Source organism: Solibacillus sp. FSL R7-0668 (assembly GCF_038006205.1).
Classification (GTDB): domain Bacteria; phylum Bacillota; class Bacilli; order Bacillales_A; family Planococcaceae; genus Solibacillus.
Genome location: NZ_JBBOUU010000001.1, coordinates 496917 through 521599, shown reverse-complemented (window position 1 = coordinate 521599; position 24683 = coordinate 496917). Strand labels below are relative to the sequence as shown.

Annotated in this window: 27 protein-coding genes; 11 read left to right on the top strand and 16 right to left on the bottom strand. The window is 40.4% G+C overall.

Annotation, left to right across the window (positions count from 1 at the left end; all coding sequences use genetic code 11):
• Positions 1-49: 49 nt before the first annotated feature.
• From MKX47_RS02495 to MKX47_RS02480, 4 genes are all read right to left on the bottom strand, one after another.
• Positions 50-922, bottom strand: a complete 873-nt coding sequence (locus MKX47_RS02495) for a transporter substrate-binding domain-containing protein (RefSeq protein WP_340770745.1) — start codon at positions 920-922, stop codon at positions 50-52.
• Positions 919-2097 (bottom strand): acyl-CoA dehydrogenase family protein, encoded by a 1179-nt coding sequence (locus MKX47_RS02490; protein ID WP_340770741.1) that lies wholly within the window; start codon positions 2095-2097, stop codon positions 919-921. Before MKX47_RS02490 ends, MKX47_RS02495 begins: the two co-directional genes overlap by 4 nt.
• Positions 2098-2460: 363 nt before the next feature.
• A complete protein-coding gene (gene argS, locus MKX47_RS02485) occupies positions 2461-4128 on the bottom strand; it encodes an arginine--tRNA ligase (RefSeq protein WP_340770739.1) in 1668 nt (555 codons plus the stop codon).
• Positions 4128-4568: a DUF1934 domain-containing protein gene (locus MKX47_RS02480; protein ID WP_340770737.1), complete on the bottom strand. Its 441-nt coding sequence runs from the start codon at positions 4566-4568 to the stop codon at positions 4128-4130. The genes argS and MKX47_RS02480 overlap by 1 nt, the downstream gene beginning before the upstream one ends.
• Positions 4569-4751: 183 nt before the next feature.
• Between MKX47_RS02480 and MKX47_RS02475 the strand changes: the two genes are divergently transcribed.
• Together MKX47_RS02475 and MKX47_RS02470 are read left to right on the top strand one after the other, a co-directional pair.
• On the top strand, positions 4752-5849 hold the full coding sequence (locus MKX47_RS02475; RefSeq protein WP_340770735.1) for a GGDEF domain-containing protein: 1098 nt from the start codon (positions 4752-4754) through the stop codon (positions 5847-5849).
• Positions 5850-6036: 187 nt separating this feature from the next.
• Positions 6037-7386 (top strand): CAP and S-layer homology domain-containing protein, encoded by a 1350-nt coding sequence (locus MKX47_RS02470; RefSeq protein WP_340770734.1) that lies wholly within the window; start codon positions 6037-6039, stop codon positions 7384-7386.
• A 95-nt stretch (positions 7387-7481) separates the two neighbouring features.
• On the opposite strand, the gene speB is transcribed toward MKX47_RS02470, so the two are convergent.
• On the bottom strand, positions 7482-8354 hold the full coding sequence (speB, locus tag MKX47_RS02465) for an agmatinase (RefSeq protein ID WP_340770731.1): 873 nt from the start codon (positions 8352-8354) through the stop codon (positions 7482-7484).
• Between the two features lie 291 nt (positions 8355-8645).
• On the opposite strand from speB, the gene MKX47_RS02460 reads away from it, so the two are divergent.
• A complete protein-coding gene (locus MKX47_RS02460) occupies positions 8646-10700 on the top strand; it encodes a transglycosylase domain-containing protein (RefSeq protein ID WP_340770730.1) in 2055 nt (684 codons plus the stop codon).
• 445 nt (positions 10701-11145) lie between these two features.
• Here MKX47_RS02460 and MKX47_RS02455 read toward each other — a convergent pair whose 3' ends face one another.
• Positions 11146-11658 (bottom strand): YwhD family protein, encoded by a 513-nt coding sequence (locus MKX47_RS02455; RefSeq protein ID WP_340770728.1) that lies wholly within the window; start codon positions 11656-11658, stop codon positions 11146-11148.
• Positions 11659-11723: 65 nt separating this feature from the next.
• Between MKX47_RS02455 and MKX47_RS02450 the strand changes: the two genes are divergently transcribed.
• A complete protein-coding gene (locus MKX47_RS02450; protein ID WP_340770726.1) occupies positions 11724-11909 on the top strand; it encodes a 2-hydroxymuconate tautomerase in 186 nt (61 codons plus the stop codon).
• A gap of 125 nt (positions 11910-12034) precedes the next feature.
• On the opposite strand, the gene MKX47_RS02445 is transcribed toward MKX47_RS02450, so the two are convergent.
• Positions 12035-13339, bottom strand: a complete 1305-nt coding sequence (locus tag MKX47_RS02445; protein ID WP_340770725.1) for an HD domain-containing protein — start codon at positions 13337-13339, stop codon at positions 12035-12037.
• Positions 13340-13454: 115 nt separating this feature from the next.
• Positions 13455-13679 carry a DUF1450 domain-containing protein gene (locus MKX47_RS02440; RefSeq protein WP_099422358.1) on the bottom strand — a complete coding sequence of 75 codons (225 nt, stop codon included), beginning with the start codon at positions 13677-13679 and terminating at the stop codon, positions 13455-13457.
• Positions 13680-14015: 336 nt separating this feature from the next.
• Between MKX47_RS02440 and MKX47_RS02435 the strand changes: the two genes are divergently transcribed.
• The gene (locus tag MKX47_RS02435; RefSeq protein ID WP_340770717.1) at positions 14016-14660 is read left to right on the top strand and encodes an RsfA family transcriptional regulator; all 645 of its coding nucleotides are present in this window, start codon (positions 14016-14018) and stop codon (positions 14658-14660) included.
• Positions 14661-14674: 14 nt separating this feature from the next.
• On the opposite strand, the gene MKX47_RS02430 is transcribed toward MKX47_RS02435, so the two are convergent.
• Positions 14675-15502: a lipoate--protein ligase family protein gene (locus MKX47_RS02430; RefSeq protein WP_340770714.1), complete on the bottom strand. Its 828-nt coding sequence runs from the start codon at positions 15500-15502 to the stop codon at positions 14675-14677.
• A 163-nt stretch (positions 15503-15665) separates the two neighbouring features.
• Between MKX47_RS02430 and hemQ the strand changes: the two genes are divergently transcribed.
• Together hemQ and MKX47_RS02420 are read left to right on the top strand one after the other, a co-directional pair.
• On the top strand, positions 15666-16403 hold the full coding sequence (gene hemQ / locus MKX47_RS02425) for a hydrogen peroxide-dependent heme synthase (protein WP_340770712.1): 738 nt from the start codon (positions 15666-15668) through the stop codon (positions 16401-16403).
• A 132-nt stretch (positions 16404-16535) separates the two neighbouring features.
• Positions 16536-16901 carry an ion channel gene (locus MKX47_RS02420; RefSeq protein ID WP_340770710.1) on the top strand — a complete coding sequence of 122 codons (366 nt, stop codon included), beginning with the start codon at positions 16536-16538 and terminating at the stop codon, positions 16899-16901.
• Positions 16902-16959: 58 nt separating this feature from the next.
• Here the strand turns inward: MKX47_RS02420 and MKX47_RS02415 are convergent, their stop codons facing one another.
• Positions 16960-17130: a hypothetical protein gene (locus tag MKX47_RS02415; protein ID WP_340770708.1), complete on the bottom strand. Its 171-nt coding sequence runs from the start codon at positions 17128-17130 to the stop codon at positions 16960-16962.
• A gap of 266 nt (positions 17131-17396) precedes the next feature.
• Between MKX47_RS02415 and gerQ the strand changes: the two genes are divergently transcribed.
• Entirely contained in the window at positions 17397-17708 is a 312-nt protein-coding gene (gerQ, locus tag MKX47_RS02410) for a spore coat protein GerQ (RefSeq protein ID WP_340777694.1), read from the top strand.
• 67 nt (positions 17709-17775) lie between these two features.
• On the opposite strand, the gene MKX47_RS02405 is transcribed toward gerQ, so the two are convergent.
• From MKX47_RS02405 to MKX47_RS02380, 6 genes are all read right to left on the bottom strand, one after another.
• Positions 17776-19464 carry a methyl-accepting chemotaxis protein gene (locus MKX47_RS02405; protein ID WP_340770705.1) on the bottom strand — a complete coding sequence of 563 codons (1689 nt, stop codon included), beginning with the start codon at positions 19462-19464 and terminating at the stop codon, positions 17776-17778.
• Positions 19465-19511: 47 nt separating this feature from the next.
• On the bottom strand, positions 19512-20708 hold the full coding sequence (locus MKX47_RS02400; RefSeq protein ID WP_340770703.1) for a M20 family metallopeptidase: 1197 nt from the start codon (positions 20706-20708) through the stop codon (positions 19512-19514).
• A gap of 134 nt (positions 20709-20842) precedes the next feature.
• A complete protein-coding gene (locus MKX47_RS02395; RefSeq protein WP_340770701.1) occupies positions 20843-21220 on the bottom strand; it encodes a DUF423 domain-containing protein in 378 nt (125 codons plus the stop codon).
• 21 nt (positions 21221-21241) lie between these two features.
• Positions 21242-21511 carry a YwdI family protein gene (locus MKX47_RS02390; RefSeq protein WP_340770698.1) on the bottom strand — a complete coding sequence of 90 codons (270 nt, stop codon included), beginning with the start codon at positions 21509-21511 and terminating at the stop codon, positions 21242-21244.
• Positions 21508-21690, bottom strand: a complete 183-nt coding sequence (locus tag MKX47_RS02385; protein WP_340770696.1) for a uracil-DNA glycosylase — start codon at positions 21688-21690, stop codon at positions 21508-21510. The genes MKX47_RS02390 and MKX47_RS02385 overlap by 4 nt, the downstream gene beginning before the upstream one ends.
• A gap of 38 nt (positions 21691-21728) precedes the next feature.
• Positions 21729-22430: a uracil-DNA glycosylase gene (locus MKX47_RS02380; protein ID WP_340770694.1), complete on the bottom strand. Its 702-nt coding sequence runs from the start codon at positions 22428-22430 to the stop codon at positions 21729-21731.
• Between the two features lie 162 nt (positions 22431-22592).
• Here MKX47_RS02380 and thiD point away from each other — a divergent pair, with 162 nt between their 5' ends.
• From thiD to bshB2, 3 genes are all read left to right on the top strand, one after another.
• The gene (gene thiD / locus MKX47_RS02375; protein ID WP_340770692.1) at positions 22593-23438 is read left to right on the top strand and encodes a bifunctional hydroxymethylpyrimidine kinase/phosphomethylpyrimidine kinase; all 846 of its coding nucleotides are present in this window, start codon (positions 22593-22595) and stop codon (positions 23436-23438) included.
• A 152-nt stretch (positions 23439-23590) separates the two neighbouring features.
• Positions 23591-23941: a YojF family protein gene (locus MKX47_RS02370; protein WP_340770690.1), complete on the top strand. Its 351-nt coding sequence runs from the start codon at positions 23591-23593 to the stop codon at positions 23939-23941.
• A 13-nt stretch (positions 23942-23954) separates the two neighbouring features.
• Positions 23955-24638 (top strand): bacillithiol biosynthesis deacetylase BshB2, encoded by a 684-nt coding sequence (gene bshB2, locus MKX47_RS02365; protein WP_340770687.1) that lies wholly within the window; start codon positions 23955-23957, stop codon positions 24636-24638.
• Positions 24639-24683 lie beyond the last annotated feature (45 nt).

Here is a 24683-nt window from a genome sequence, read left to right as displayed (position 1 = left end):
CTGTATGAAAAAAGCTACTTAAGCAACCTCCTTAAGCAGCTCCGGCATTTTAGCGATTGACCGAATCTAACACTTCAAATAAATCTTTGCCATAAAATTCTTTGCTGAGCTGTTGGAGCGCATCAGTCTTTTTAATTTCAGCGATGGCTTGATCGTAGGCATCGGCAAATTCCTGCTGCTTTTTATTAAATAGCGGCCATGTTTTAATAACTGCAAATTCGTTATATACCACTTCATCTTTTAAATTATAGTAAGGGCCGCCCTCAGTTAATACTTGCCCGTTGAATGCCCCTTCAATTTGGACACCACCATCCACACGGCCTTCATTTACCCATTGCACGACATCGACTGTAAACTCCTCACCCGCTTGTAGCTTTACTGGGTTATCTGGATTGGCTTCATTGTATTCGGCAATGACCGTATATTGCGCATTATTTGCGGCGATTGGTGCTAATGTGTAACCAGCCTTGGCAAAATCACTTAAGTTTTTAATATGGGCATTTTCTTTTTTCAGCACTAAGCCAGCGCTACTTAAGCCTAAAAACTCTTTCGGGAAAATGTACTTCTGTGTGCGCTCCTCTGTCCAGAACGCATTTTTGACCCCCGCATGATATTTCCCTTGCTCTACTCCAATGAGTAAGTCATCACTTGTTGTTCCTACATAATCGAACTCATATTGTGGTAACGCTTCGTCTACTAATTTCATTACTTCAACGTCATAACCTGTTGGGTTGCCGTTTTCGTCTAAATAAGTCATTGGCTTACTTGCTTGGTCATATGCCACTTTGACAACCGTTACGCCATCCTTTCCTTCTTCTTTTGATGAAGCCGATCCTGATTGTGGCTCATCACCGCAAGCTGTTAACAAAGCTGCAGCAACGATACTAATGGAAGTTAATTTTACGATTTGTTTGAATTTCATACAGATACCTCTTTCTCTTTTAATTGATTTTGAATTGCCGTTTCTGCCAAGCGCTTAATCGTCAAGTCATCCATTGGTGGATTATGCAACCCTGCACGTACATCTCGGTAATAGCGCTGTAATGGATTGGCGCGCTGTAGGCTTTTTGCTCCTACTAAGCGCATTGCCTTGTCTACAACTTCGATTGCAATATTTGTCACCACATGCTTTGCGATATTGACTTCATTAATAATTTCTGATTTTTTCGCTGGGTCCTCATAAAGCGCTGCTACACCGTAAAGCGTAAAGCGCGCATTCGTTAACGCTAAATCCATTTCTCCGATCAGGGTTTGCACATTTGGTAACTCGGCAATTGTTCCTTGAATACTGTTTGGCGAGTGCTCTGTCGCAAATTTCACAGCATAATCCCGCGCAGCCTGTGCAATACCTAAATAGGTTGCTGGAATTAAGAGCAGCCAGCCATTCAATTTAAAACCTGTAGAATAACTAGGGATTTCAACTAAAGAAGAGGATGCGACACGTACATTTTGTAAGACTAAATCATCACTCCCTGTACCGCGCATCGATGCAACATCCCATGTATTTTCGACGGTAACGCCTTGTGCTGTTTTTGGAATTAAGAAAAAGCCAAGCTGATTGTCGTCCTCTATCCAAGCCGAAACTAAAAAATAATCTAAATCCGGCGCACCACTCGTATAATTTTTGCGGCCATTAATCACATAGTCTTCTCCGTCATGCTTGGCGGAAGTTGCTGGTTTTCCACCACGTACTGGGCTTCCCATTGCAAATTCACTTACTGCACGGTTCACAGTGGCTCCATTTTTCACTTGCTCTCCAAACGATGTCAGTGTATCAGACTGCCAATAACGATTTTCAAAGATTTCACCAATATTTTGAATCGACCAGGAAGCCGCTAAGCCGGTGCTACCACAATAGCTTGAAAGTGTTTCATGTAGAAGTATCGCATCGTAAACAGAAAGCCCTTCCCCTCCAAATTCCTTTGGCAATGTTATTTTTGTATAGCCGATTTCACGAAGCTTCTTGAAATTTTCAAACGGAAAAACCGAATCCTCATCAATTTGCTGTGCTCGATCTTTAAAGCTTTGTTCTACCGTTGCTAATTTTGCGAGCCATTGACGCTGCTCATCTGTTTTAATAAATAATTGCTTACTCATACAGCACCATCCAATCCCTAGTTAATAACTAAGTTTTCTTATTGGAATTAATCATACTTTCTGAATATTTAGAAGTCAATAGCTAATTCTAAGTTTTTTTATAGGAATTATTCGTATTATTAGCATATGCTTTTACTCTCAGGGACGTGGGACGTGCGTAGGGGATATTTGCGACTTTTGGATTTTATTTGCGATATTCAGAACTTATTTGCGAAATCGCCGAGATATTAGCGTTTTTCACATATATTTGCGAACACCCAACAAGATCCACAATTTCAATGACACCACTTTTATTTCTTAGAACGCAAAAAAATCCCCCTATTCGCTGCATCATGCAACAAATAGGGGGATTACAATTAGTGATTACATTTTTTCTGGAGCGCTTACGCCAATTAATTTTAATGCGTTCGCTAAAGTTGTTTTAACTGCTGTAATTAATGCAAGACGAGCTTCTGTTAGCTCCTTGTTGTCTTGGTTTAATACTTTTTCAGCATTGTAGAAGCTGTGGAATGCAGCCGCTAATTCCTGAATGTAGTTCGCAATACGGTGTGGTGTACGGTGTTTCGCTGCGTCCGCCACGATTTGTGGGAATGCGCCTACTTTTTTCAGTACATCCTCTTCTTTTTCAGCCGTTAACAGATTTAAGTTTTCAAGTGTTGCCGCATAACCTTGCTCCGCCGCTGAACGTAAGATGGAAGAAATACGTGCATGTGCATATTGTGCGTAATACACTGGGTTTTCGTTTGATTGTGAAACGGCTAAATCTAAATCGAAGTCCATATGAGAGTCGCCCGCTGTTTTTACGAAGAAATAACGTACCGCATCTAAGCCTACTTCTTCTACTAATTCACGCATCGTCACCGCGTTACCTGTACGTTTTGACATTTTGAATTTTTCACCATTTTTATAAAGCTGTACCATTTGGATAATGTCCACTTCTAATGTACCGCGGTCATAGCCAAGTGCTTCAATCGCTGCTTTCATACGTGGGATATAACCGTGGTGGTCTGCTCCCCAAATATTGATTAATTTATTGAAGCCACGTTGTAATTTGTCCTCGTGATAAGCGATATCTGGTGTTAAATAAGTGAATGAGCCATCGTTTTTGATTAATACGCGGTCTTTGTCGTCACCAAATGTTGTCGAACGGAACCAAGTCGCGCCTTCTTCTTCAAAGACATGACCGTTTTCACGTAATTTGTTTAACGCCACATCGATTTTACCGTTTTCGTATAATGAAGTTTCTGAATACCAAACGTCAAATTCTACGCGGAAGTTTTTCAAATCGTTTTGTAATTTGGCTAATTCTAATTGTAAGCCGTGCTGACGGAAGAATTTGAAGCGCTCTTCCTCTGATTTTTCCAAAATGGCTGCACCGAATTCTTCAGCTAGTTTGCCTGCGATTTCGATAATGTCTGAGCCATGATAGCCATCTTCTGGCATGTCAGCGTCCATCCCTAGTGCTTGTTTGTAACGAGCCTCTAAAGAATACGCTAAATTGTTAATTTGGTTACCCGCATCGTTAATATAGTACTCACGTGATACTGCGTAGCCTGCAAAGTCCATTACATTACATAATGAATCCCCTACAGATGCACCACGCGCATGTCCTAAATGTAAGTCACCAGTTGGGTTCGCTGAAACGAACTCTACTTGTACCTTTTCAGCATTTCCTGCATTTGAACGACCGTAGTTTGCCCCTTGCTCGAATGCTGCTTTTACAACACTCGCTAAAAAGTCTTTACGCACGGTAATGTTCATGAAACCTGGACCCGCGATGTCGATTTTCTCAATCTCGGTATCCGCTGTTTCTAAGTTTTCTAAAATGCTTTCTGCGATGGCACGAGGTGGCTTTTTCGCTAATTTTGTTAATTGCATCGCGACGTTTGTTGCGTAGTCACCGTTTGCCTTATCTTTTGGTGTTTCTAAGTGAATGTTTACTTCTGTGCCTGCTTCTACTAGGCCGGCTTTTTCGATTGCTGCTGCAAGTGCCGCTTTAATCGATTGCTGTAATTGTTCTACTGCGTTCATCACTGTACCTCCGTAAATTGAATATCTAATGTGTAACGGCCAACTGAATTGCCGCCTATAATAAGATCATATTGCGTATGAAAACGCCCTGATACTTGTTCATTTTTTTGTACGTCAATTGCTAACTGATGCGTATCTGTAATGATTGGTAAAGAGCCAAATGGACTTTCATAATGACCGTTTTCACGCATGCCAGGAATGAGTGGTAAGCGCATCATGACGCCGCCACTTCGATTGATAAAACCGCGGTTGTCGTTTAATTTAATCGTTGTTTGAATGTGTAATTCTTCCTGAACTTCCTCATAGCGTAAATAGTAACTTTCGCCCTTTTCAATACAGCTACCCTCTAGCCACATTTCATATTGTTCAAGCTCGCCCTCGGTTGGAATGATCGAGGAAACTAGCTTAATTTTGACTGTTTTCCCATTCTCGTTCGCCACAGCAGTCAGCCCCTATACTTGTATTTCTATAACCTTCTTATTATAGGCTACATCTTTCACTTTAAGCAAGATAGAAACATAAATCTTTGTAGTTATTTGCACACACGCAAATTGAATTTCTTCCTATTTTTTTACGTGTCACTTAGAATAGAGGATACCACTATCTACTTAAGAGGTATTAATATGCTTTTAGAATTTATTATTAATTTTTCAATTTTGTTTTGCTTCACTACGTTAATCTATTGGTCATTTATCCATTACGAAGATGTGCCGTTTATTCAAAAATATAAATCGGTGCTCGTTGGGCTTGCGTTTGGGGTTGCGGCATTTATTTTGACCGTCGTCACGGCTCCTTTTGGTAATGGTATTTTTATTCACAATCGCAATATTTTTGTTCTTTTTAGCGGTTTACTTGGTGGGCCAGTTTCGATTTTTATTTCTAGTATTTTGATTTTTATTAGCCGCTCTGCCATATTTTATACTTCCACAATAGCATTTATTATGATGATTAATTTACTTGTTATAACACTCGCAATGGCGTATGCCGCTCATAAATATCCGATGACTTATCGTAATATTGCCTATTACTTTTTTGCTATTACATTTGAGCATTGTTTGCTTTTACTTATTTATTTTGGTATTACATTACAGAGTCTGTACTACACAGTTATCTATTTGCTATTTTCTTCGCTTGCCTTTTATTTACTTCGTATTATTTTGATTCAGCTCGATCATCGACATAAGCAAATTAGGCAAATATACGAATTGAAGCAAATGGATTTGTTAACACAGCTACCGAATCATGTCGCAATAGAACAGCGTCTTAAATGGCTTATGCAAGCAAAGATTCCATTTGAATTGCTGCATTTGGATTTACGAAAATTTAGTACGGTTAACCATCAATATAGTTATGAAGTAGGGGATGCCATTTTTGCCAAAATAGCGAAAACGATTGAACAGCAGCTACCTTCAGAAAGTCATATCGGGCGTATTGATAGCGATGAATTTTATATCATCCTTTTAAACTTGGCACCTGCAGAAGCCATTATGCAGGCAAATCAGATCAATGAGGCCATAAAGAAAATTGTATTTACGCAGGACCCTACCCTTCAAATCACAGCCAATATTGGCATTAGTTCTTCAAACAATTATGCACAATTGCCTTTGCTATTAAACGCGGCATATCGTGCGTTAGATTTCGCTAAAAAACAGCCATCCATCTGGATTTATCACGATAATCAGTTGAAAAATAAGTACAATAAAACGCATGACGATCGGTAAGCATCGTCCTGCGTTTTTATTGTTTTATCGAGTCAAAAGTGGATACGTTGGGATGAGAACTAGCTCTTATATAAATTGCTTCCCCAAAACGAGACGCGTAATCCTATCATTTTTTACACTTGTAACTCCTACACATTTCCACTACACTTGACTATATGTAAAAATATAACAAAAGGAGGATCCATTCATGTTAAAATACGTTGGAATGCTTTTATTAGTAGTTACGCTAATCGTTGTGCCAACAAAAGTTAGTCATGCTTTTTCGGATGTGCCAAATGGAGCATACTATGAAGAGGCCGTAAAATGGGCGGTTGCCGAAAATATTGTATCTGGCTACCCTGACAATACATTCAAGCCAAATAATAAGGTCACATTTAATCATTTTGTGAAAATGTATACAAACACCTATGATTTCAAGAAAAACCAAGCAAATACATACGAGGATTTTTATAAGGTGTTAGCTAATTATGGATTAATATTCAATACTGCTGCGACTTATGGGAATATTACGCGTGGCGATGTGTCGGTACTACTTGCCTATGCAGCGGGAAATGTACCCAATTATGAAGCATACGATGATTTGTCGATTCATTATAAAAACGGTGCCCAATATATGCTCGATACGAAGCTTTCCACAGGACAAATGTCAGGAAAGAATGTAACAAGCATTTACGGTTCTCACAACACATTAACGCGCGGACAGGCTGTGGCGTTTTTATATCGTGCGTCGCAAATGAATTTAGCATCACTGGCAGATTCGGTACGTTTTTTAGCAGAGCCACCAATATTTAAAGAACAGGACCGTGTATTACGTAGCTATGAAATGGGCGATAATATTGTTTATCATGTTATGCACAACGAGGAACCCATCGCCAATTATGAAGTCGTAATAACTTATGACGATACAGTCATCGGTGGCTACAACTCCATACCTGGTGCCGATTTGTTCGGCTATCAAATTGGCAAGCCATCTCCAACAGCTGTTCCCTTAGCACCTACTCATTTTCAAGTAGAGCCACATATTGATAAGCATAAAAATAATGAGGTTCGTGCTGTATCGTATTGGTACAACAATGCTAACTACAAGGATATCGTAGCAAAAGCAACGAAACTTCATACATCAAAGGAAACGGAAAATATAGCACAGCTTTATGCAGATTTAGCCAATGAATTCCGAGCGAAAAATGGTGTCTCTGCTTTAGCAACAAATTCAATTTTAACCATGGCGGCAAAAGGACATAGTGAGGATATGGCAAAGCGTAATTACTTTGATCATCATACACCAGAAGGCCTATCACCCGGAGATCGTATCGATAAATTGGCAACTGGCGTCGATTTTTATTCGTGGGGAGAAAATATTTCGGCAGGCTATAGCTCCATCTTTTCTTCTCATACGGGGCTCATCAATTCTTTAGGGCATCGAAATAATTTATTAAACGAACGCTTTAAAGTAATCGGCTATGGTGTTGGTTACTCAAACGAAAGTGATTACAATGTGTACTATACGACAAAGTTTGGAACGATTTATAACCAATAATTAAACAAGCCTTCTTCAACATCTCCGCTAACTCCTAGCATGTTGAGGAAGGCTTTATTTTTATCTTTATCCAAATAATCTAGTAGGCTCCCCTACTATTTCACCCAGCCAAGAATCATTTCACGAATTAATTTAGCAGCTGTATTGGCTGTTATTTCAGAATGGTCATACACCGGTGCGACTTCTACTAAATCGCAGCCTACAACATTTACCTCTGAACGCGCAATTTCATGAATGGATGCTAGCAGCTCTTTTGGTGTAATTCCGCCCGCATCCACAGTACCGGTACCTGGTGCATGTGCGGGGTCTAACACATCGATATCAATCGTTACATAAACCGGGCGACCCTTTAATGAAGGAAGCACTGCCTTTAACGGCTCGAATACTTCAAATAAGGAAATATGCATGCCATTTTCCTTTGCCCACTGTAGTTCCTCTTTCAAGCCAGAGCGAATGCCAAATGAATACACATTGTTCGGTCCAATAGTATCGGCAATTTTACGGATTGGCGTTGCGTGTGAATACTCTTCTCCCTCATAATCCGTACGTAAATCGGTATGAGCATCAAAATGAATAATCGCTAAGTTTGGATACTTTTCGTAAACAGCCTCCATAACAGGCAATGATACTAAATGCTCGCCACCCATTCCAACGGGCACCTTGCCATCTGCTAATACTTTTCGGACAAATGTTTTAATTTCAGCTAATGATTTTTCTGCATTTCCGAATGGTAACGGAATATCGCCCGCATCAAAAAATGGAACGTCTCCTAATTCACGATCTAAATAGAAGCTATATTCCTCTAATCCAATCGATACTTCACGAATTCGCGCTGGGCCAAAACGCTGCCCCGGACGATAGCTCACTGTCCAATCCATTGGCATGCCGTAAAGCACTGCCTGACAGTCCTCGTAATTTTGATTGCTTTTAATAAACATATTTCCCGCATAAGTTTCGTCAAATCTCATGTATACTCACCAAACCTTCTCTCGTAGTGAAGCTGCCGTTTGCAAATTTTTATAGATAAAGTTTGCATATGTTTCCTTGTATTTGCTCATACTAAATTTAGCATATGAAACTTTAGTTCGCTATTTTCGTATAATTAAGTGCAACCGACATCATTCGACACTTTTTTTGCAGAGTGCTACGAAAAAGTATAGTTGTTTTCACTAAAAGTGCAATAGACTTTATATGATTTTTCATAAATCTTTACTGCTTTTAGCATGCACGTATTTTAACAATAAATGAGGTGGAAAAATTTGAAAAGACAGCAATATCAAAAACAAAAAAATCGTAGAAGATTTGGTAAACGAATTGGTCTTGTTGCGATCGCCTTGCTATGCTTTTTCGCTGTCATCTTCCTTTCATTACGTATATATGCACAGGTCGCTGGTGCGCCACCGCTTACCGTGCCCAAAGCATCCATCTTTTTAGATAGCGATAACAACCAAATCGGGGATTATTTCACCGAGGAGCGCCGCTATTGGACAGCCTATGAGGATATTTCTCCCTATTTAATAGATGCAACAATCGCTGTAGAAGATAAGGACTTTTTACAACATCGTGGCTTCGACTATTCACGTATTGCTGGTGCTGTTTTAGCAGATTTAAAAGCTGGTGACAAGGTTCAAGGCGCTAGTACATTAACACAGCAATACGCGCGTAATCTTTATTTATCGCATGAAAAAACATGGACGCGTAAAATTAACGAAGCGCTTTATGCCTATCGTTTAGAGCTCTTTTATTCGAAGGAGGAAATTTTAGAGGGCTATTTAAATACTGTCTATTACGGACATGGTATGTATGGTGCCGAGGCCGCAAGCCGTTACTTTTTCGGTAAATCGGCAAAGGATTTAACTTTATCTGAAGCGTCCATGCTTGCCGGTGTGCCAAAGGGGCCAACGTATTATTCGCCGCTCAATAATTTAGAGAAGGCGACGAATCGGCAGCAGGTCATTTTACGTTTAATGAATGAGCAAGGGAAAATCACAGACGAAGAAAAATCACATGCTCAAAAAGAACAAGTCGCCTTAAAAAGTGACGAATGGATTGCAACAAAATCCATTGCCCCTTACTTTTTAGATGTCGTCTGGGAAGAGGCTAGTGATATTTTAGCAGAGAAAAACTTAAATATTAGTGAAGGTGGCTGGACGATTCAAACAACATTGAACCAAGCACACCAACGCGCAGCTGAAAAATCAATCGAAAAAAATATGCCGAACAGTGACCTACAAGTCGGCTTTGTAAGTATGGATGCCGATACTGGATTCGTAACGGCTCTTGTCGGTGGTCGTGATTATAGCTCGAGTTCGTTCAATCGCGTCGCACTCGGCAATCGTCAGCCCGGTTCTGCGATCAAGCCTATCTTGTACGCAGCGGCTTTTGAGCAGGGTTATAATCCGATGTCGTTTTTAGATGTAAGTGAAACAACCTTTACGTATGATAGTGGACGTGCTACCTACACACCACAAAATATTAATAAACAATATGCCGAGCACGAATTGTCCATGGCTCAGGCACTCGCAATTTCTGATAATGTCTATGCCGTTAAAACATTAGAGGATATCGGCTATCGCTCATTCCGCGACATGCAAAAACGTTTTGGCTTAGCCTATTCCGACAAGGATAATCCAGCGGTCGCGCTTGGTACAATGGAAAACTCACTTTATGATTTAACAAATGCTTATAATATCATTGCCGCTGGTGGCGAAAAGCGCAATGCAACAACGGTCCTTTCAATTACCGATGCAAAGGGTAAAGTCGTTTACGAATATAAAGCGCCTGAGAAAGAGCAAGTCATTTCAAAAGAAGATGCATCCGTTTTAACGCATATGATGACTGGTATGTTTGACCCGATTTTCAGTGATTACTCGCCTGCAACCGGGCTTTCCCTGCGCTCACGTATGACACATACGTATGCCGCAAAATCAGGTACAACCAATTCAGATCAATGGATGATTGGCTTTACACCAAGCTTAACTGCAGGTGTATGGAATGGCTACGATCAAGGCAAAACCTTATCGGTAAAAGCAGATATGGCTGCCTCTAAACAAGTATGGATTGATTTCATGGAAGCCGCATTAGATGGCAAGTCAAATGAAGCATTTGATATTCCAAAGGGTGTTGCACCTGTAACCGTAGATATTGAAAGTGGCAAGCTTGCAAGCAATGCCTGTAAAAATCAACGGGTCGTTTATTTTAAAACAAAGGATATACCAACAGAAACCTGTACAACATTTGATTTCTTCGATTCGAATTCATGGGATGATTTTTTAGAATCCCCTATGGAGGCGTTCAGAAGTTTTTGGGAATAAATCATCTCCTTTAATTTAGTCATTTGTGGTAGTGGTTCATTCTAGTACGGGCGGGTGGAAATATGTGTGAATCCCCAGTTAGTACCCATTTTTCTTAGCATCGTTTAAGCCCTAGCTTTAAAGGATCAAAAATAAAAAAGCTCTTTCGTCTCCGGTTCTAGTCCGTAAAACGAAAGAGCTTTTCTATTGGGGTCAATGAAAGAATGAGAATCATGGGGCATTCGACTTGGGAAATTACAAATGCCGCATAACCCTCATCACTATTCATTTCCCGCGTGTCCTAGCCTACTATTTTGCAAGCTTTAAATTCAGTTTACTTTCTTTTGGAAGCAGTTTCAACCACGGATTTTCGTTGTGCCCGAAATGTCACATATTGTTCACCGAATGGATTCATTTCCCTAAAAAAGTCATTGACTGCATAAATTCTATTTCCGTCTTGTAGCAATTACTTCAAATGATTGCGCAATTGCTCATCGCTATTAAGCCACATTGCTTCATCATGATTTTTGAGGAAGTCTGCTAATATTTTTTTTGAAGGCTCGTCCATATGCTCGACAATAATTTTACGTTTCATTGATTTATCCATCTTATTGACATGATCTGCTAAAATTTTGTACCCACGACGTTTTTCACGATTTACAACCATCTCACAAGCTGTTACCCCTGCAAAGTAAGCGCCCGATTCTTTATGATCAATCGTTACCCACACAAGCCAGTAATCTTTACCACCCGCTGAATCTTCGCGGTTTGTCGTAAATTTAATTCCACGCTCTACATCACTTTTGGCATGCATTGCGCCGACATCCACAATCGCCGTACCCTCTGCCACATCAATAATAACTGGCGACACATTTTCTAATGAAAGCGAGCCAATTCCAAAGCCCTTATGTCCGTCTGTCGGATCATTTTTTATAATGGTAAAGCCCATTTTTGGTTTTGATTTTTCATCGTTTGCCATTGTAAATACCTCCAAATACGATATTATTATTACTATACACTATATTTTACGTAGGAGGCGACAATATGCCAATCGTTACAATCAAAATGATCGAGGGCCGCACTGACGAACAAAAGCGCGCGCTAGTAGAAGAAGTGACACAAGCCGTATCCAAAACAGTCAACGCACCAGTAGAAAATGTATCCATTATTATCGAAGAAATGTCCAAAAACCATTACGCAACAGCTGGCGTACGCTACAGCGACAAGTAATACCATAGAGTTAGGCAAAGGAGAATCTGAGAAGGTTCTCTTTTTTTGTTTTTATTAGAGATCAATTAGTTTGAAAAATAGGAACTACTTAGATACCGCATTGATAGTCAATAAGAGTTTTGCATTTATACAGATTCGATTAATCTAAAGATTTCATCCCGTAATGATTTCGGGATTCCTTCATCCGCGAAAATTTCCTCTGGGTAATACACTTTATGATCTACCTTAATGTGTCCAGCAATGGCTTCTACGATTTGGCTGCGTTCTGATAATTCACGCTGCTGTCCGTCCTGCATTAACAAGAAAATTGGCTTTTTCGTTCCTTCCACACCTGGACGGTAAAAATCATACGGTAAATCGGATGTCGAATCATGCACTAAATAATAGGCTGGGTCTAATCCTGCCTCCCTAAATAATCGGCGTAGTTCGGAATACACCTCTGGACGCTCAAATGGGTTGAGATTGATATATTGAAAAAGCTTCCGATTGACAAAACGGCGACTTAAGTCACGGAGAATGGCATCGTCTTCATGCTGCCAAAATTGGAAGTAGGCAAGCATTATACTTTCATCCAGCGCAATATAATCCTCTAACGAAACATTATTTTCAAAGAATGACTCAAACGGCTTTGGCTGCACTTTGAATTGGTAGCCTTCTTGCCATAATGCCTTTACTCGTTGCAAAATATGGTTCAAGACGACTTCCGCGCTGCGTGACACCGGATGAAAATAAATTTGCAAATACATTTGATAACGGCTCATAATATAATGCTCCACTGCATGCATCCCACTTTCCTTGATCACTACCCCATTTTCTCGTGGACGCATGACACGCATAATCCGTTCCATATCAAAATGCCCGTAGCTCACGCCTGTATAATACGCATCACGCTGCAAATAATCCATACGGTCGGCATCAATTTGGCTCGAAATTAAGCTCACAACCAAATCATTCGAATATGTCTTTTCAATGACCTGTGCTACCTTTTCAGGGAAATCCGCTGCAACACGGCGCAACACCGCATTTACCTCCGTATCTCCTAGTAAAATTTGACGCGTGAAATATTCATGGTCGGTTTCAAAAACATTTTCAAATGCATGCGAAAATGGCCCGTGCCCTAAATCGTGAAGCAACGCCGCACATAGAACCAGTAAGCGCTCCGAATCATCCCACTCCGGACGTCCTTTAAAGACATCATCAACAATACGGCGTACAATTTCATACACGCCTAGTGAATGGCTAAAGCGGCTATGTTCAGCACCGTGGAATACAAGATAGGTTGTACCAAGCTGCTTAATACGGCGCAAGCGTTGGAATTCACGCGTCTTTACTAAATCCCAAATCACCTGATCGCGCACATGCACATAACGATGCACCGGGTCTTTAAATACCTTTTCTTCTGGCATTTTCATTTGTCCATATGTAGACATCCAAACGACCTCCTTTTAAAGCCTCTTTCCTTCATTATAATGAACTTCGTAGTAAAAAAGAATTGATAGCATACAAAAATCACTAGCCCTATTGCATGACTAGTGATTTAGGTCGTTACTTTTTTAGCTTGTCTAACACCTTTACCATTAACTCCTCTTCAGTTAATGCGGCGACTGGACGGTTGTTTACAAAAGTAAATGTTTTTTTGCGGCCGGGACCACAATATGAATGACAGCCAATTTCAATCGTTGCTTCTGGATCAATCTCTTGTAATTTGGGAATTAACGTCTTTAAATTAACGGCCTGACATTCATCGCAAACATGAAATAAGTTTGCCATAGTGTCAACACCTCTTTCTTATCTAGTATCAATTACGCCTCGACGTAATTGCGTCCAGATTTTTTCAAGTTCACTTGAAAAATCCCTCTAAAAATCTGTGACATCTGCCGGGGCTTAACTTGATTCAGCAGGGGTTTAAACCCCTGCTGAATCAAGTTAACCTAAGAGCTATTGTAGCTTAAATCGCGCACTTCATTCAAGTATTATCCTAGTATTTCCGTCAAAGGTCTGATAGCTGCTACGCTCACGATAATTCTAGCAACAATTTACCATACAGTGAATAAATCTTTCGAGCGTTGGACATGATAGATTTACAACAACTTAAGGGGGATATTTATGACAAAAACAAGACAGGATGCATGGATTGAAGAAAATGACGCATTGCTAGCTGAAGCGGTCATTCGTCATGTGAAGGAAGGTAGTACACAGTTAAATGCATTTGAGGAAGCGGGGGATCTATTAAACCGTACCGCTGCTGCCTGTGGATTTCGTTGGAATGCGGTCGTTCGTCGTATTTACGAGGAGGATTTAGCACAGGCCAAAAAGGAACGTAAAGAGCGGATGCGCCTAATGAATCAAGCAACAAAACGACGTACAACACCACTCTATTTACTACCGTCAAATGAAGAGCAGCCGATGTCGATTCCATTATCTGCACTATCACTCGATATCGTCATTGCCTATTTAGTACGTTTGCAACACAATCATTCTAGCGAACAGGATGTACTAAAATGGCGCAAACTCACAACATTATTAACAGAACAAAAGCAGCAGCTTGAACAGCAATTACAGGCATTACAAAAAGAAAACAAAGCCATTAAAGAAGATTACGAGCAATTTGTTTCCATTATGAACCGCGCAAGACGTCTCGTAGCCTTTGAGGACGAGAGCGAACTTGCAACACCGACCTTTAAAATGGAGAAAAACGGCAATCTCATTACACAATCAGCCATCACAGAAGTAGGCGACGTGCATCCATAGTGCACGTCGTTTTTTTATTTCTTTAGCATGGATTCATTGCGCTTGATAATACGTTGTAAATAATATGTGTATAATTCGTGCTCATTTTCCTGTAAAGGTAGCTCTACTAGCATCCCATTCCATGCCTTAAGCAATTGTCGAATGCGCTCATTGACCTCTTGAACGGTGATAAGCTCTCCTGTTAACTCCTGTAAGGACGCCATCACATGTGGCGTAATAATTGGATAGTGGAATTTCGTTTCTTCTCCTTGTAAGCCCGCAGCATAAAACTCACGAATGAGCTCCGCACGCTTGCTCCCACTGCCCTCTACACATAAGTAAATTTGCACCGCAATGCCATTTTTCATGCGGCGCTGCGAAATACCCGCAAACTTTTTGCCATCGATACTTAAATCATAGGAGCCTGGACAATACGAGCCTACAATTTCATAGGCTTCGATTTTATGGGCTATCTGCGGAAATAAAGCGCGAATAAAATCGACCATCACATCAAATGCCGCATTAATACTAAGCGGCGTTGTTTCATCTCTTACAATGGAGATATTCAATACGCCTGCATCTAATACCACTGCCAGTCCGCCTGAATTGCGAACAATTGGCTCATACCCATTGGCTCGCAGCTGTGCCATCCCCTGGTCAATATGCGGTAAGCGGTGATCTTGTATGCCTAAAACGACCGAACCCTCATGCACCCACGTACGGATAGTAGCATTGGACATTTCCTGCCCGACTAAATGACAGAGGGTATCGTCCATCGCAAAGGATTCTAATGGGGAACGCTGATTTGCGCTAATAGATTGGTCGACAAAGCGCCAAGTTGTTTGCTGTAATCGTTCATTCATATAATTACTCCTAGCTTCACATTTTTCTCACTTTAGCATACCGCAATTCAGAGTCATGTCAAATTGGTGAAATTGTTGATTTTGAAGTGCATAAATGATTTTTTTTACCCGTTTTGTGCTACACTAACTGTGAATCATTTTCAATTACAAGGAGTGTTTACATATGAATGAAGCAGCAATTACGTTAGATGGCTGGTATGCACTACATGATTTCCGCTCAATCGATTGGGCATCTTGGAAGTTAGTTTCTGCCGAGGAACGCGAAGCCGCAACGAAAGAGTTTATCGCATTTTTAGAGGACTTAAATCAAGATACAGGCTCCAACGCTTTCTACTCCATTATTGGGCAAAAAGCAGATTTTATGATCATGACATTACGCGAAACACCTGAAGAATTAGGGGATATTGAAACACGCTTTGCAAAATTAGCGATTGCAGATTTCACGATTCCAACATATTCTTATGTGTCAATCGTAGAATTATCAAACTACCTAGCAGGTAAATCAGACGAAGATCCATATCAAAACCCGCATGTACGTGCGCGTCTGTACCCTGAATTACCAAAATCAAAATATGTTTGCTTCTACCCAATGGACAAAAAACGTGACGGCAATGACAATTGGTATATGCTTTCAATGGAAGAGCGCCGTCAGCTAATGCATGCACACGGACTCATTGGCCGTAGCTATGCAGGCAAAATCAAGCAAATTATCACAGGTTCGGTTGGTTTAGACGATCACGAATGGGGCGTAACATTATTCTCTGATGATATGCTGCAATTCAAAAAAATTGTCTACGAAATGCGCTTTGACGAAGTATCAGCTCGCTATGGTGAGTTCGGTGAGTTCCTTGTGGGGAATTTATTAGACAATGAAAAATTAGAAAAGCTATTAGCGATTTAATTGTAAAAGGGGCTATTTGAAACTATCAAATAGCCCTTTTCATTGGTAAATATACCGTTTTAAAAAGATATACATAAAAAGAACTTGTCCTCTGATGGCACAAGCTCTACTTTCTAATAAGGAGTTTTCAAAATGGTTTCATTTATTCTGTCATTGAAGCGTTTACTTGAAGGGTTATTTCATGCATTTAAGCGTCAAGATTTCTTATCATTATTTGCAACATTATGCTTCATTTTATTATCAGGCACACTTTTCTACCGTGGTGTCGAAAAGTGGTCTTGGTTGGATTCGTTCTATTTCTCATTTATTAGCTTAATTCCGACCTCTGTGACGACTACCTTTACGCCGGTCACAACTTTTGGCAAAATCTTTACGATGATTTATTTAATGGTTGGTGTAGGAATTATGTTTATGATTTTAGTTACGATTGGTCGCTCCATTTTAAAGGTTGAGGACGAGGATTTTTTACGTATGCAACAAAAAAAGAAGCGTGATTGACCACCAGCATTTCGAGCAGCCCTTGAAAAAAGATGAGTTAGAAAATCAACTCATCCTTTCAAGTGTGGTCATCCCGTATTTTTAAAATCATGATAATGGTATTAATGAATAATCCAACGACTATTAATATGATGAGTAAATACCAATGCAGTGGCTCACCGTAAAACGCCGCGATTGCAAATGACAATATCGCACTAATCATCATGCCAACCCATATGCCTAACTTCATCACATTCACTCCCCGAATTTTCATTTACACAAGGCAACATTTCTTTTCATTTTGTACTGTAATTTTACCCAAGTCCTTGAGAGTTTTCACATTAATTTCCTATAGTATATTCATCTTTTGCAAAAGCATACGCCTCATTTTAATTTTGCTAGGTATCTTTCTCATACCGTATTGCATATACTAAACCGAAAACAAGGGACCCCCCTTCGTATGACACCATTTTTGAAAGGACGGATATAGATTTGACTTATTATTGGACATCGCCAATGCCTCAAATGACTCCTTCTGGTATCCCTACGCAATCGACTATGCCAGGCGCTTCATTCCCACGTGAAGAGTCTTATATCGAAAATATTTTACGACTTAACAAAGGAAAACCGGGCACCTTCTATTTTTCGTTTGACAATGCCGTTGCTGGTAGTAATACGCGTACAGTAAGAGGTATGGTAGAAGCAGCTGGGCGCGATCACGTTATTTTACGTGAACTGAAATCAAATCATCGCTTTTTATTCCCAATGATTTATTTTGATTATGCTGAGTTTGATGAAGAGCTAAATTATTTTACTCAATCACCTTAAAAATTTTTGGATTTCAAATGAAGAAAGGGATTGTTCAGAAATTACTTCCGAACAGTCCCTTCTTTCATCAGCGCACCTTAAATTGCTGAATTTCTTGTTGTAAATCTTGTGCATTTCCACTTAGTGTAACCGCTACAGCACTCACCTGTTGCATTGTTGCGGTTTGCTCTTCCACCGCAGCCGCGATCATTTCCAGGTTACCGCTTGATTCGTTAGAGCCGATTGCAATTTCATTGATTGATGCGCTTACTTGCTCGGCACTTGCTGAAAGTTGTTCAGAAGTTGCGGAAATTTCTTCGATTTGTGTGGACATTTTTGTCACTGCTTCGACAATCGAAGTAAATGAGTCCCCAGCCTCTGTAATGATTTCAACGCCATCTCGTACAGATACTAGCGATTCTGATACCGCGCGCTCTACATTTTCCGTATCTGATTTAATTTCAAGCGTTAAATTAACAATGGATGTTGCAGAGGTTTTGGATTGCTCTGCTAATTTGCGCACTTCATCTGCTACAACGGCAAACCCTTTTCCGTGCTCACCCGCGCGTGCTGCTTCAATTGCCGCGTTCAAGGCAAGTAAATTCGTTTGATCTGTAATATCTGTAATGACTTTTGAAATATTATTTATTTCCTCTGTTTGTTGGGCTAGCTTTTGTACTAATTGATTCACCGAGTTAGTAGACGCGCTAATGATGTCCATTTGAGTTTGGGCATTTTGAATGATTGCCCCACCATTTTGTGCCGTTTTCGATGCATCAAGCGAGCTGCCATGTAAAAATTGCGTTGCTTCTGCGATTCGTTGTACACCAGAAGCCGTTTCTTCCATTGCACGCGCACTTTCATTTGAGGCTTGCGCTGAAATATGTGCCGTCTCTGCTGTGTTGCTTACACGCGTTGTAATATCCTCTGTACTTGCCGTAATTTCCTCTGTACTTGCTGAAAGTTCTTGAGCAGAGCCACTTAATTGCTCTGCGTTTACTTGAATATTTTTGATTAAGTGCGATAAATTGGTTTTCATTAAATTAAAGGCTTGTCCAAGCTGACCAATTTCATCTTTTGATTTTACAACTAAATCCTGCTGTGACAAATCACCTGAAGCTACAATATTCGCTCCATTCACAACCAGTTTGAGTGGGCTTGTGATCGTTCTGCGAATATAAAGGATAAAGAAAAAGACAATAGCAATGCTTACTACTAAGGCAATTGCAGCTATCGATTTCGTTAATACGATTGCGTTATCTGTTTGTTTATTAATCTTATCTAATTGCTGCTCTTGATAGTCAACAATTTGCTCTGCCACGCTTAAAATTCCATTGTTTGCTTCTCGTAGCTTTGTGTTAATAAAACCATTTGCTAAGCGATTATCCCCACGTTCAATCGCATCGAGCATATCTAAAGAGCCTCTGTTAAAGTCCTCGTTAAATGCTTTAAGCTGCGCAATATACTCTATCATCGTATCGCTTGACACTAACGTTTCTAAGTGAAGAATTTCTTCCGTTAGTAATGTTTTGTAATACTCAAAGTTTGCGAATGATTCATCCGTACCATCCAATACAACAGCACGTGCATACAGCCCTTGCATCGATAATCCGAAGCGAATTTCATCAGCTGAACGAATTTGAGCAACGCGATTGTCTAAAGCTTCTTCTGTTTTAGCCTCAATATTCCCCAAGCTCACAAAGGTAATCCCTATTGAAATCGCAAACATAGCAATCATTGAATAAAAGGCTATATTTAACTTTGCACCAACACTCATTTATCCATCCCCCTCTTTTTTACTATCCATCCTAAAAATTACATAATCTATAATACTACATCTCCATTATTTTGGCTCGTTAAAAAGTTCCATGTCGCTGCCCCTAAAACTTGGGCTGCTATTAACATTGCCCTTTCATCAAAATCAAATTTAGCGTGATGATGCGGATAAACTGTCTCCCATTCAGGATTTTTAGCACCCGTAAAGAAAAATGTCCCCGGAACATGCTGCATATAATACCCAAAGTCCTCACCAATCATAAACGGCGGACAAACCGTTACCTGCTCTACCGTTGGAATTTGCTCAGCAATCGTTTGAAGGTATTGCGTCTCATTTGTATGATTGATTACCGGTGGGTAGCCATCAAAATAAGCAAACTCATAGTGCGCATGCATTCCTAAACAAGTGGCCTTTAACAGCGTTTCGATTTCTTCTTTAATTTGCTGACGTACGGCTTCATCAAACGCTCTGACCGTTCCTTTAATTTTTACGGTATCTGCAATAACATTAAACGGATTGATGGCCTCAAAATGCCCTACTGTCACAACCGCTGAATGAAGCGGGGCGATTCTGCGCGATACAAGCGTTTGTAATTGCGTGACAAAATGTGCTCCTACGACAATGGCATCTATAGAATGCTGTGGTTCTGCGCCATGCCCTCCCTTGCCTTGAATGACAATTTCAAAGCGATCCGCTGCCGCCATAATTGCCCCATCACGCACTAAAACCTCGCCTAATGGAGTCGGAGCCCATAAATGCGTGCCAAAAATAACATCAACACCTTCTAGACAACCATCCTCTATCATTGCCTTTGCCCCACCTGGTGCGACTTCCTCGGCATGCTGATGAATAAACACAACATTTCCTTCTAAGCACTCATGTATTTCAGTTAATACCTTTGCTAAAACAAGAAGTGATGCCGTATGCCCATCATGACCACAGGCATGCATGACCCCATCGTTTTTCGATTTATATGGAACATCGTTTAATTCTTGTATGGCCAAACCATCAAAATCAGCCCGTAATGCCACGGTTTTTCCAGGACGCCCACTACGTAAAGTCGCAACTACCCCACGTCCGCCTACCTGTTCACGAACTTCTAAACCTAGCTCACGATAGAAGTTGGCAATATATGCAGGTGTGTGTACTTCTTCATGTGAAATTTCCGGATATTCATGTAAATAGCGTCGAATGATAACCATCTCTTCATAATGCTCTTGTAGCTTCATTAATAACTGATTCATTGTCCCCGCTCCTTCAATAAGTTACTTTTTAACTATACAATAAATTCCGATAATTTAGATAAAATGTTTTGATTTTATTACTAATATACTAAAAAAAGCATATACTTCCAATACTAGAAGTATATGCTTACTTTTTATGCTTTTTTTACAGCAGCCAGCATAACCATGACCCAGCCTACTAAAAATAAAACGCCACCAATTGGGGTAATTGCACCTAATACTTTAATCCCTGTTAAAGCCAGTACCATTAAGCTTCCTGAGAAAATAAGAATTCCTAAATTAAAGCAAATCATCGCGATTTTCAATTGCTTTACTTCTCCTAGAATGGAGCGAGCCATTAAAATACCGACTAAGATTAAGGCCGTCGCATGGAACATTTGATATTGTACTGCCGTATTCCAAATACCTGTACCATAATCATCTAAAACATCCTTTAAACCATGTGCTGCAAATGCGCCTAGTGCGACTGCTAAAAAGCCGTGAATCGCACCAGATATAATTGAACCTTTCATTCTCTATACCTCTTTCTCTAGTTAAAAATCAAATAGCGAATCACCGTTTGCATCGTCTTCTTGCAACTTTTGCGACGGAATGGCAACGGGCTGCGTGAAGGCGTTTACGGATGGTGTGATGGGTGTGCTACTAGTGGACTGCTGCTTTTTTGTCGTTTGATCTGCAAGCACCACCTCGCACAGTGCCTTAATCGCCGCAAAACATTCGCGCGCCTGTTGCTCAGAGCTTGCTTGGCGTGCCTCTGCAGTCAGCTTTTCCATTTGCGTTAAAATCGCCTGCTGTGTAATCATCGCCCCGTATCCCCCTGTCTCACCTTTGGCATAAATTTCAAACAATCCATGCCACTCGACTGCCGTACTACTAATGATGGCAGCTGTTTTGTTTTAAAGCCGTATGCCGTGCAACCACGCGGATTGGCTTGATCCCATGTCACACGAAAATGCTGACATTTAAAGCAATCAATTTTCATCAGCTTGCCCTCTCTTTCTTTCCTTACTTTACCATGCTTCAGTCAAAAAGTTTAGCCTGTTTGCTTTGAATACACCAATCAATTGGCTGTTGCCCCAGTGCCACTAAGGCTGCATTTGCTTTGGAATACGGCTTGCTACCAAAAAAGCCGCGATGCGCACTTAGTGGACTTGGATGCGGTGCCTCTAAAATAATATGCTGATTAGAAATTCGTTCGATAATGGCACGCTTACTTTGCGCTGGTTTGCCCCATAATAAGAACACAATCGGCTGTTTGCGCGCAGCTAATTTTTCAATGATGATATCCGTAAATTGTTCCCAGCCTTGTCCTTTATGGGAATTGGCCTCACCTTGACGTACCGTGAGTACCGTATTTAATAGAAGAACGCCTTGTTTTGCCCAATCAAATAATGCTCCGTGATCAGGCATTGGGCAGCCCAAATCGTCCTGTAATTCCTTCATCATATTTTTTAAGGATGGTGGGAGCTTTTGACCCGGCTCAACGGAGAAGCTTAAGCCATGTGCTTGATTCGGTCCATGATACGGATCTTGGCCTAAGAGCACTACTTTGACATCTTTATAATCGGTATAATGCAGCGCGTTTACTATTTGCTCTTTCTTTGGATAGACCGTCGCTGTTTCATATTGCTGCGTTACAAATTGCATTAAATTTTGGTAGTACGTTTCTTGTTGTTGCGATGCCAAAATTTGTCGCCATTCATTTGGTATTTGCTCAATCATTCTTTTCACCTCACATCAAACAGTAGTGAAAATTCGCGCTAAATTCAAGTTCATTTATCTGACCTTTTAGTTTTTATTATTTCTGACCATTTTTATATAGCCAGACAAGCGTTATAATAGAAGCAATTATTTTCGAATATGTATTTAAAGGAGTTTTGACTTATGTTGAAAAAAACGTTAACAATTGCCGGGTCAGATACATCAGGCGGCGCAGGGATGCAAGCAGATTTAAAGGCCTTCCAAGAGCATGGCACATATGGAATGGTTGCACTAACTGTAGTCGTAACAATGGACCCAAAAACATGGAGCCATAGCGTGACACCACTGCCAACTGAATTATTACAAAAGCAAATCGATACGGCCTTATCTACAGGTGTGGATGCGATTAAAACAGGTATGCTTTCTACAGAAGAAATTATTCAAACGGCTTCAAAGGCGATTCAAGCTTCTGGCACGGACAAGGTTGTCATTGACCCAGTTATGATATGTAAAGGCGACGATGAGGTTTTAAATCCTGGTAATACAACAGCGATGATTAACCACCTATTACCTTACGCAACGGTTGTAACACCAAACTTATTTGAAGCTGGTCAATTAGCGGGTACTCGTACACCGAAAACGATTGAAGAAATGCAAGTTGCTGCCGCAAAAATTCATGCATTAGGTGCTAAAAACGTAGTCATCAAGGGCGGTAAAGCGTTGGCACATGAAAAAGCGGTCGATTTATTTTATAATGGTACAGAATTTAAATTATTAGAAACAGAAAAATTTGCTGCGCCTTATAATCACGGGGCTGGCTGTACATTTGCCGCGAGCGTATGTGCAAACTTAGCAAATGGACTTTCGGTTGAAGAATCCGTTATCGAAGCAAAAGAATTCGTTTCGGCGGCAATTCAACATGGTTGGGCGTTAAATCAATTTGTTGGACCTGTTATGCACGGTGCAAAACCTCGTTTCGGTGCACCGGAAGTTACGGTAACAACGATTCCAAGTTATACACAAGCTTAATGACATCACTAAAAAACACATTTTGCGTCAACTGGCGTGAAATGTTGTTTTTTATTTTTAACGAAGAAATCGTGACTTATACGACTTTTTCTTTTCATCAAGCATGAAATTTTACTATACTAGTAGTAACTAGATTCGAAAGGAGAATTAGGATGAAGGAAGTAAATCAAAAAGAGCTCCAAGAATTACTTAATTCTTTCGCGAACAAAGACGTTTATATTCATCTTGAAACAACAAATGGCTCGTATGCAGCCCATTACGACGAAAAATTTTTTAATGCGGGGGCATTTATTCGCAACGTCAAATTAAATTACGAATTAGGGAAGGTTGTTGGCGATGCTCCACACCGTGTTGGCTTAAAATTGCCACATGGCTGGGTATATGCACAGGGCATTACACATTATGAACTGGACGATCAAGGACGCTTATTAATGGCGGGCTTAGACTATACAGGGAAGCTGGCGGTTGCACTAGAAATTAGCGAATTGCCATTTGCTTATTAAGGAGGACTTATTCATGACATTACAACAAGAACGTCACGTATTAGTCGTTTACCCTCACCCAGATGATGAGGCTTTTTCTGTTGCAGGTGTTGTTCGTATGCACCGTAATATGGGGGTACCTGTTACATACGCTTGTTTAACATTAGGTGAAATGGGCCGTAATTTAGGAAATCCGCCAACAGCAACACGTGAATCCCTACCAGAAATTCGCCGTAAAGAGCTAATTGCGGCATGTGCTGCGATGGGTATTGAAGATTTGCGTATGATGGGTCTGCGCGACAAAACAGTTGAATTTGAAGATGATGAAAAAATGGTAAAGCTTGTAGCGGATTTAATCGATGAGCTAAATCCATCATTAATCTATACATTTTTACCGGGCTTTGCCGTGCATCCAGACCATGAAGCAACAGCAAAAGCGGTTGTGGAAGCGGTTCGTCGTATGGCTCCAGAAAAGCGACCACGCATTTTAGCCTGTGCTTTTGCAAATGACACCGTTGAAAAAAATGGTGAGGCACATGTCGTTATTGACATTCGTTCTGTGAAAAACGACAAAGTAAAAGCACTACAGGCCCATGCCTCTCAAACAGGCTGGATGATGCAAGAAACAGCTAAGCGTGTCGATGATGGCGAGGTCATGTCTGATAGCTGGCTAAATGTTGAAAAATTTTACAATATTACATTTGAATCAATTTCATAAATCGATTTTTTCAAGAACTTAGACGAATACAATTTTTTGATTTTC

Bases quoted from the DNA above. Each gene is read 5' to 3' on its own strand.
- MKX47_RS02390 (WP_340770698.1), bottom strand. From the start codon at position 21,511: ATGATTACACAGCAGGCGATTTTAACGCAAATGGAAAAGCTGACTGCA.
- MKX47_RS02380 (WP_340770694.1), bottom strand. From the start codon at position 22,430: ATGATTGAGCAAATACCAAATGAATGGCGACAAATTTTGGCATCGCAA.
- MKX47_RS02495 (WP_340770745.1), bottom strand. From the start codon at position 922: ATGAAATTCAAACAAATCGTAAAATTAACTTCCATTAGTATCGTTGCT.
- hemQ (WP_340770712.1), top strand. From the start codon at position 15,666: ATGAATGAAGCAGCAATTACGTTAGATGGCTGGTATGCACTACATGAT.
- MKX47_RS02370 (WP_340770690.1), top strand. From the start codon at position 23,591: ATGAAGGAAGTAAATCAAAAAGAGCTCCAAGAATTACTTAATTCTTTC.
- gerQ (WP_340777694.1), top strand. From the start codon at position 17,397: ATGCCTCAAATGACTCCTTCTGGTATCCCTACGCAATCGACTATGCCA.
- speB (WP_340770731.1), bottom strand. From the start codon at position 8,354: ATGAGATTTGACGAAACTTATGCGGGAAATATGTTTATTAAAAGCAAT.
- argS (WP_340770739.1), bottom strand. From the start codon at position 4,128: ATGAACGCAGTAGAACAATTACAGCAATCGATTAAAGCGGCACTTGCA.
- MKX47_RS02435 (WP_340770717.1), top strand. From the start codon at position 14,016: ATGACAAAAACAAGACAGGATGCATGGATTGAAGAAAATGACGCATTG.
- MKX47_RS02475 (WP_340770735.1), top strand. From the start codon at position 4,752: ATGCTTTTAGAATTTATTATTAATTTTTCAATTTTGTTTTGCTTCACT.
- MKX47_RS02445 (WP_340770725.1), bottom strand. From the start codon at position 13,339: ATGTCTACATATGGACAAATGAAAATGCCAGAAGAAAAGGTATTTAAA.
- MKX47_RS02400 (WP_340770703.1), bottom strand. From the start codon at position 20,708: ATGAATCAGTTATTAATGAAGCTACAAGAGCATTATGAAGAGATGGTT.
- MKX47_RS02405 (WP_340770705.1), bottom strand. From the start codon at position 19,464: ATGAGTGTTGGTGCAAAGTTAAATATAGCCTTTTATTCAATGATTGCT.
- MKX47_RS02415 (WP_340770708.1), bottom strand. From the start codon at position 17,130: ATGAAGTTAGGCATATGGGTTGGCATGATGATTAGTGCGATATTGTCA.
- MKX47_RS02470 (WP_340770734.1), top strand. From the start codon at position 6,037: ATGTTAAAATACGTTGGAATGCTTTTATTAGTAGTTACGCTAATCGTT.
- bshB2 (WP_340770687.1), top strand. From the start codon at position 23,955: ATGACATTACAACAAGAACGTCACGTATTAGTCGTTTACCCTCACCCA.
- MKX47_RS02450 (WP_340770726.1), top strand. From the start codon at position 11,724: ATGCCAATCGTTACAATCAAAATGATCGAGGGCCGCACTGACGAACAA.
- MKX47_RS02395 (WP_340770701.1), bottom strand. From the start codon at position 21,220: ATGAAAGGTTCAATTATATCTGGTGCGATTCACGGCTTTTTAGCAGTC.
- thiD (WP_340770692.1), top strand. From the start codon at position 22,593: ATGTTGAAAAAAACGTTAACAATTGCCGGGTCAGATACATCAGGCGGC.
- MKX47_RS02490 (WP_340770741.1), bottom strand. From the start codon at position 2,097: ATGAGTAAGCAATTATTTATTAAAACAGATGAGCAGCGTCAATGGCTC.
- MKX47_RS02420 (WP_340770710.1), top strand. From the start codon at position 16,536: ATGGTTTCATTTATTCTGTCATTGAAGCGTTTACTTGAAGGGTTATTT.
- MKX47_RS02440 (WP_099422358.1), bottom strand. From the start codon at position 13,679: ATGGCAAACTTATTTCATGTTTGCGATGAATGTCAGGCCGTTAATTTA.
- MKX47_RS02385 (WP_340770696.1), bottom strand. From the start codon at position 21,690: ATGAAAATTGATTGCTTTAAATGTCAGCATTTTCGTGTGACATGGGAT.
- MKX47_RS02430 (WP_340770714.1), bottom strand. From the start codon at position 15,502: ATGAATGAACGATTACAGCAAACAACTTGGCGCTTTGTCGACCAATCT.
- MKX47_RS02455 (WP_340770728.1), bottom strand. From the start codon at position 11,658: ATGGCAAACGATGAAAAATCAAAACCAAAAATGGGCTTTACCATTATA.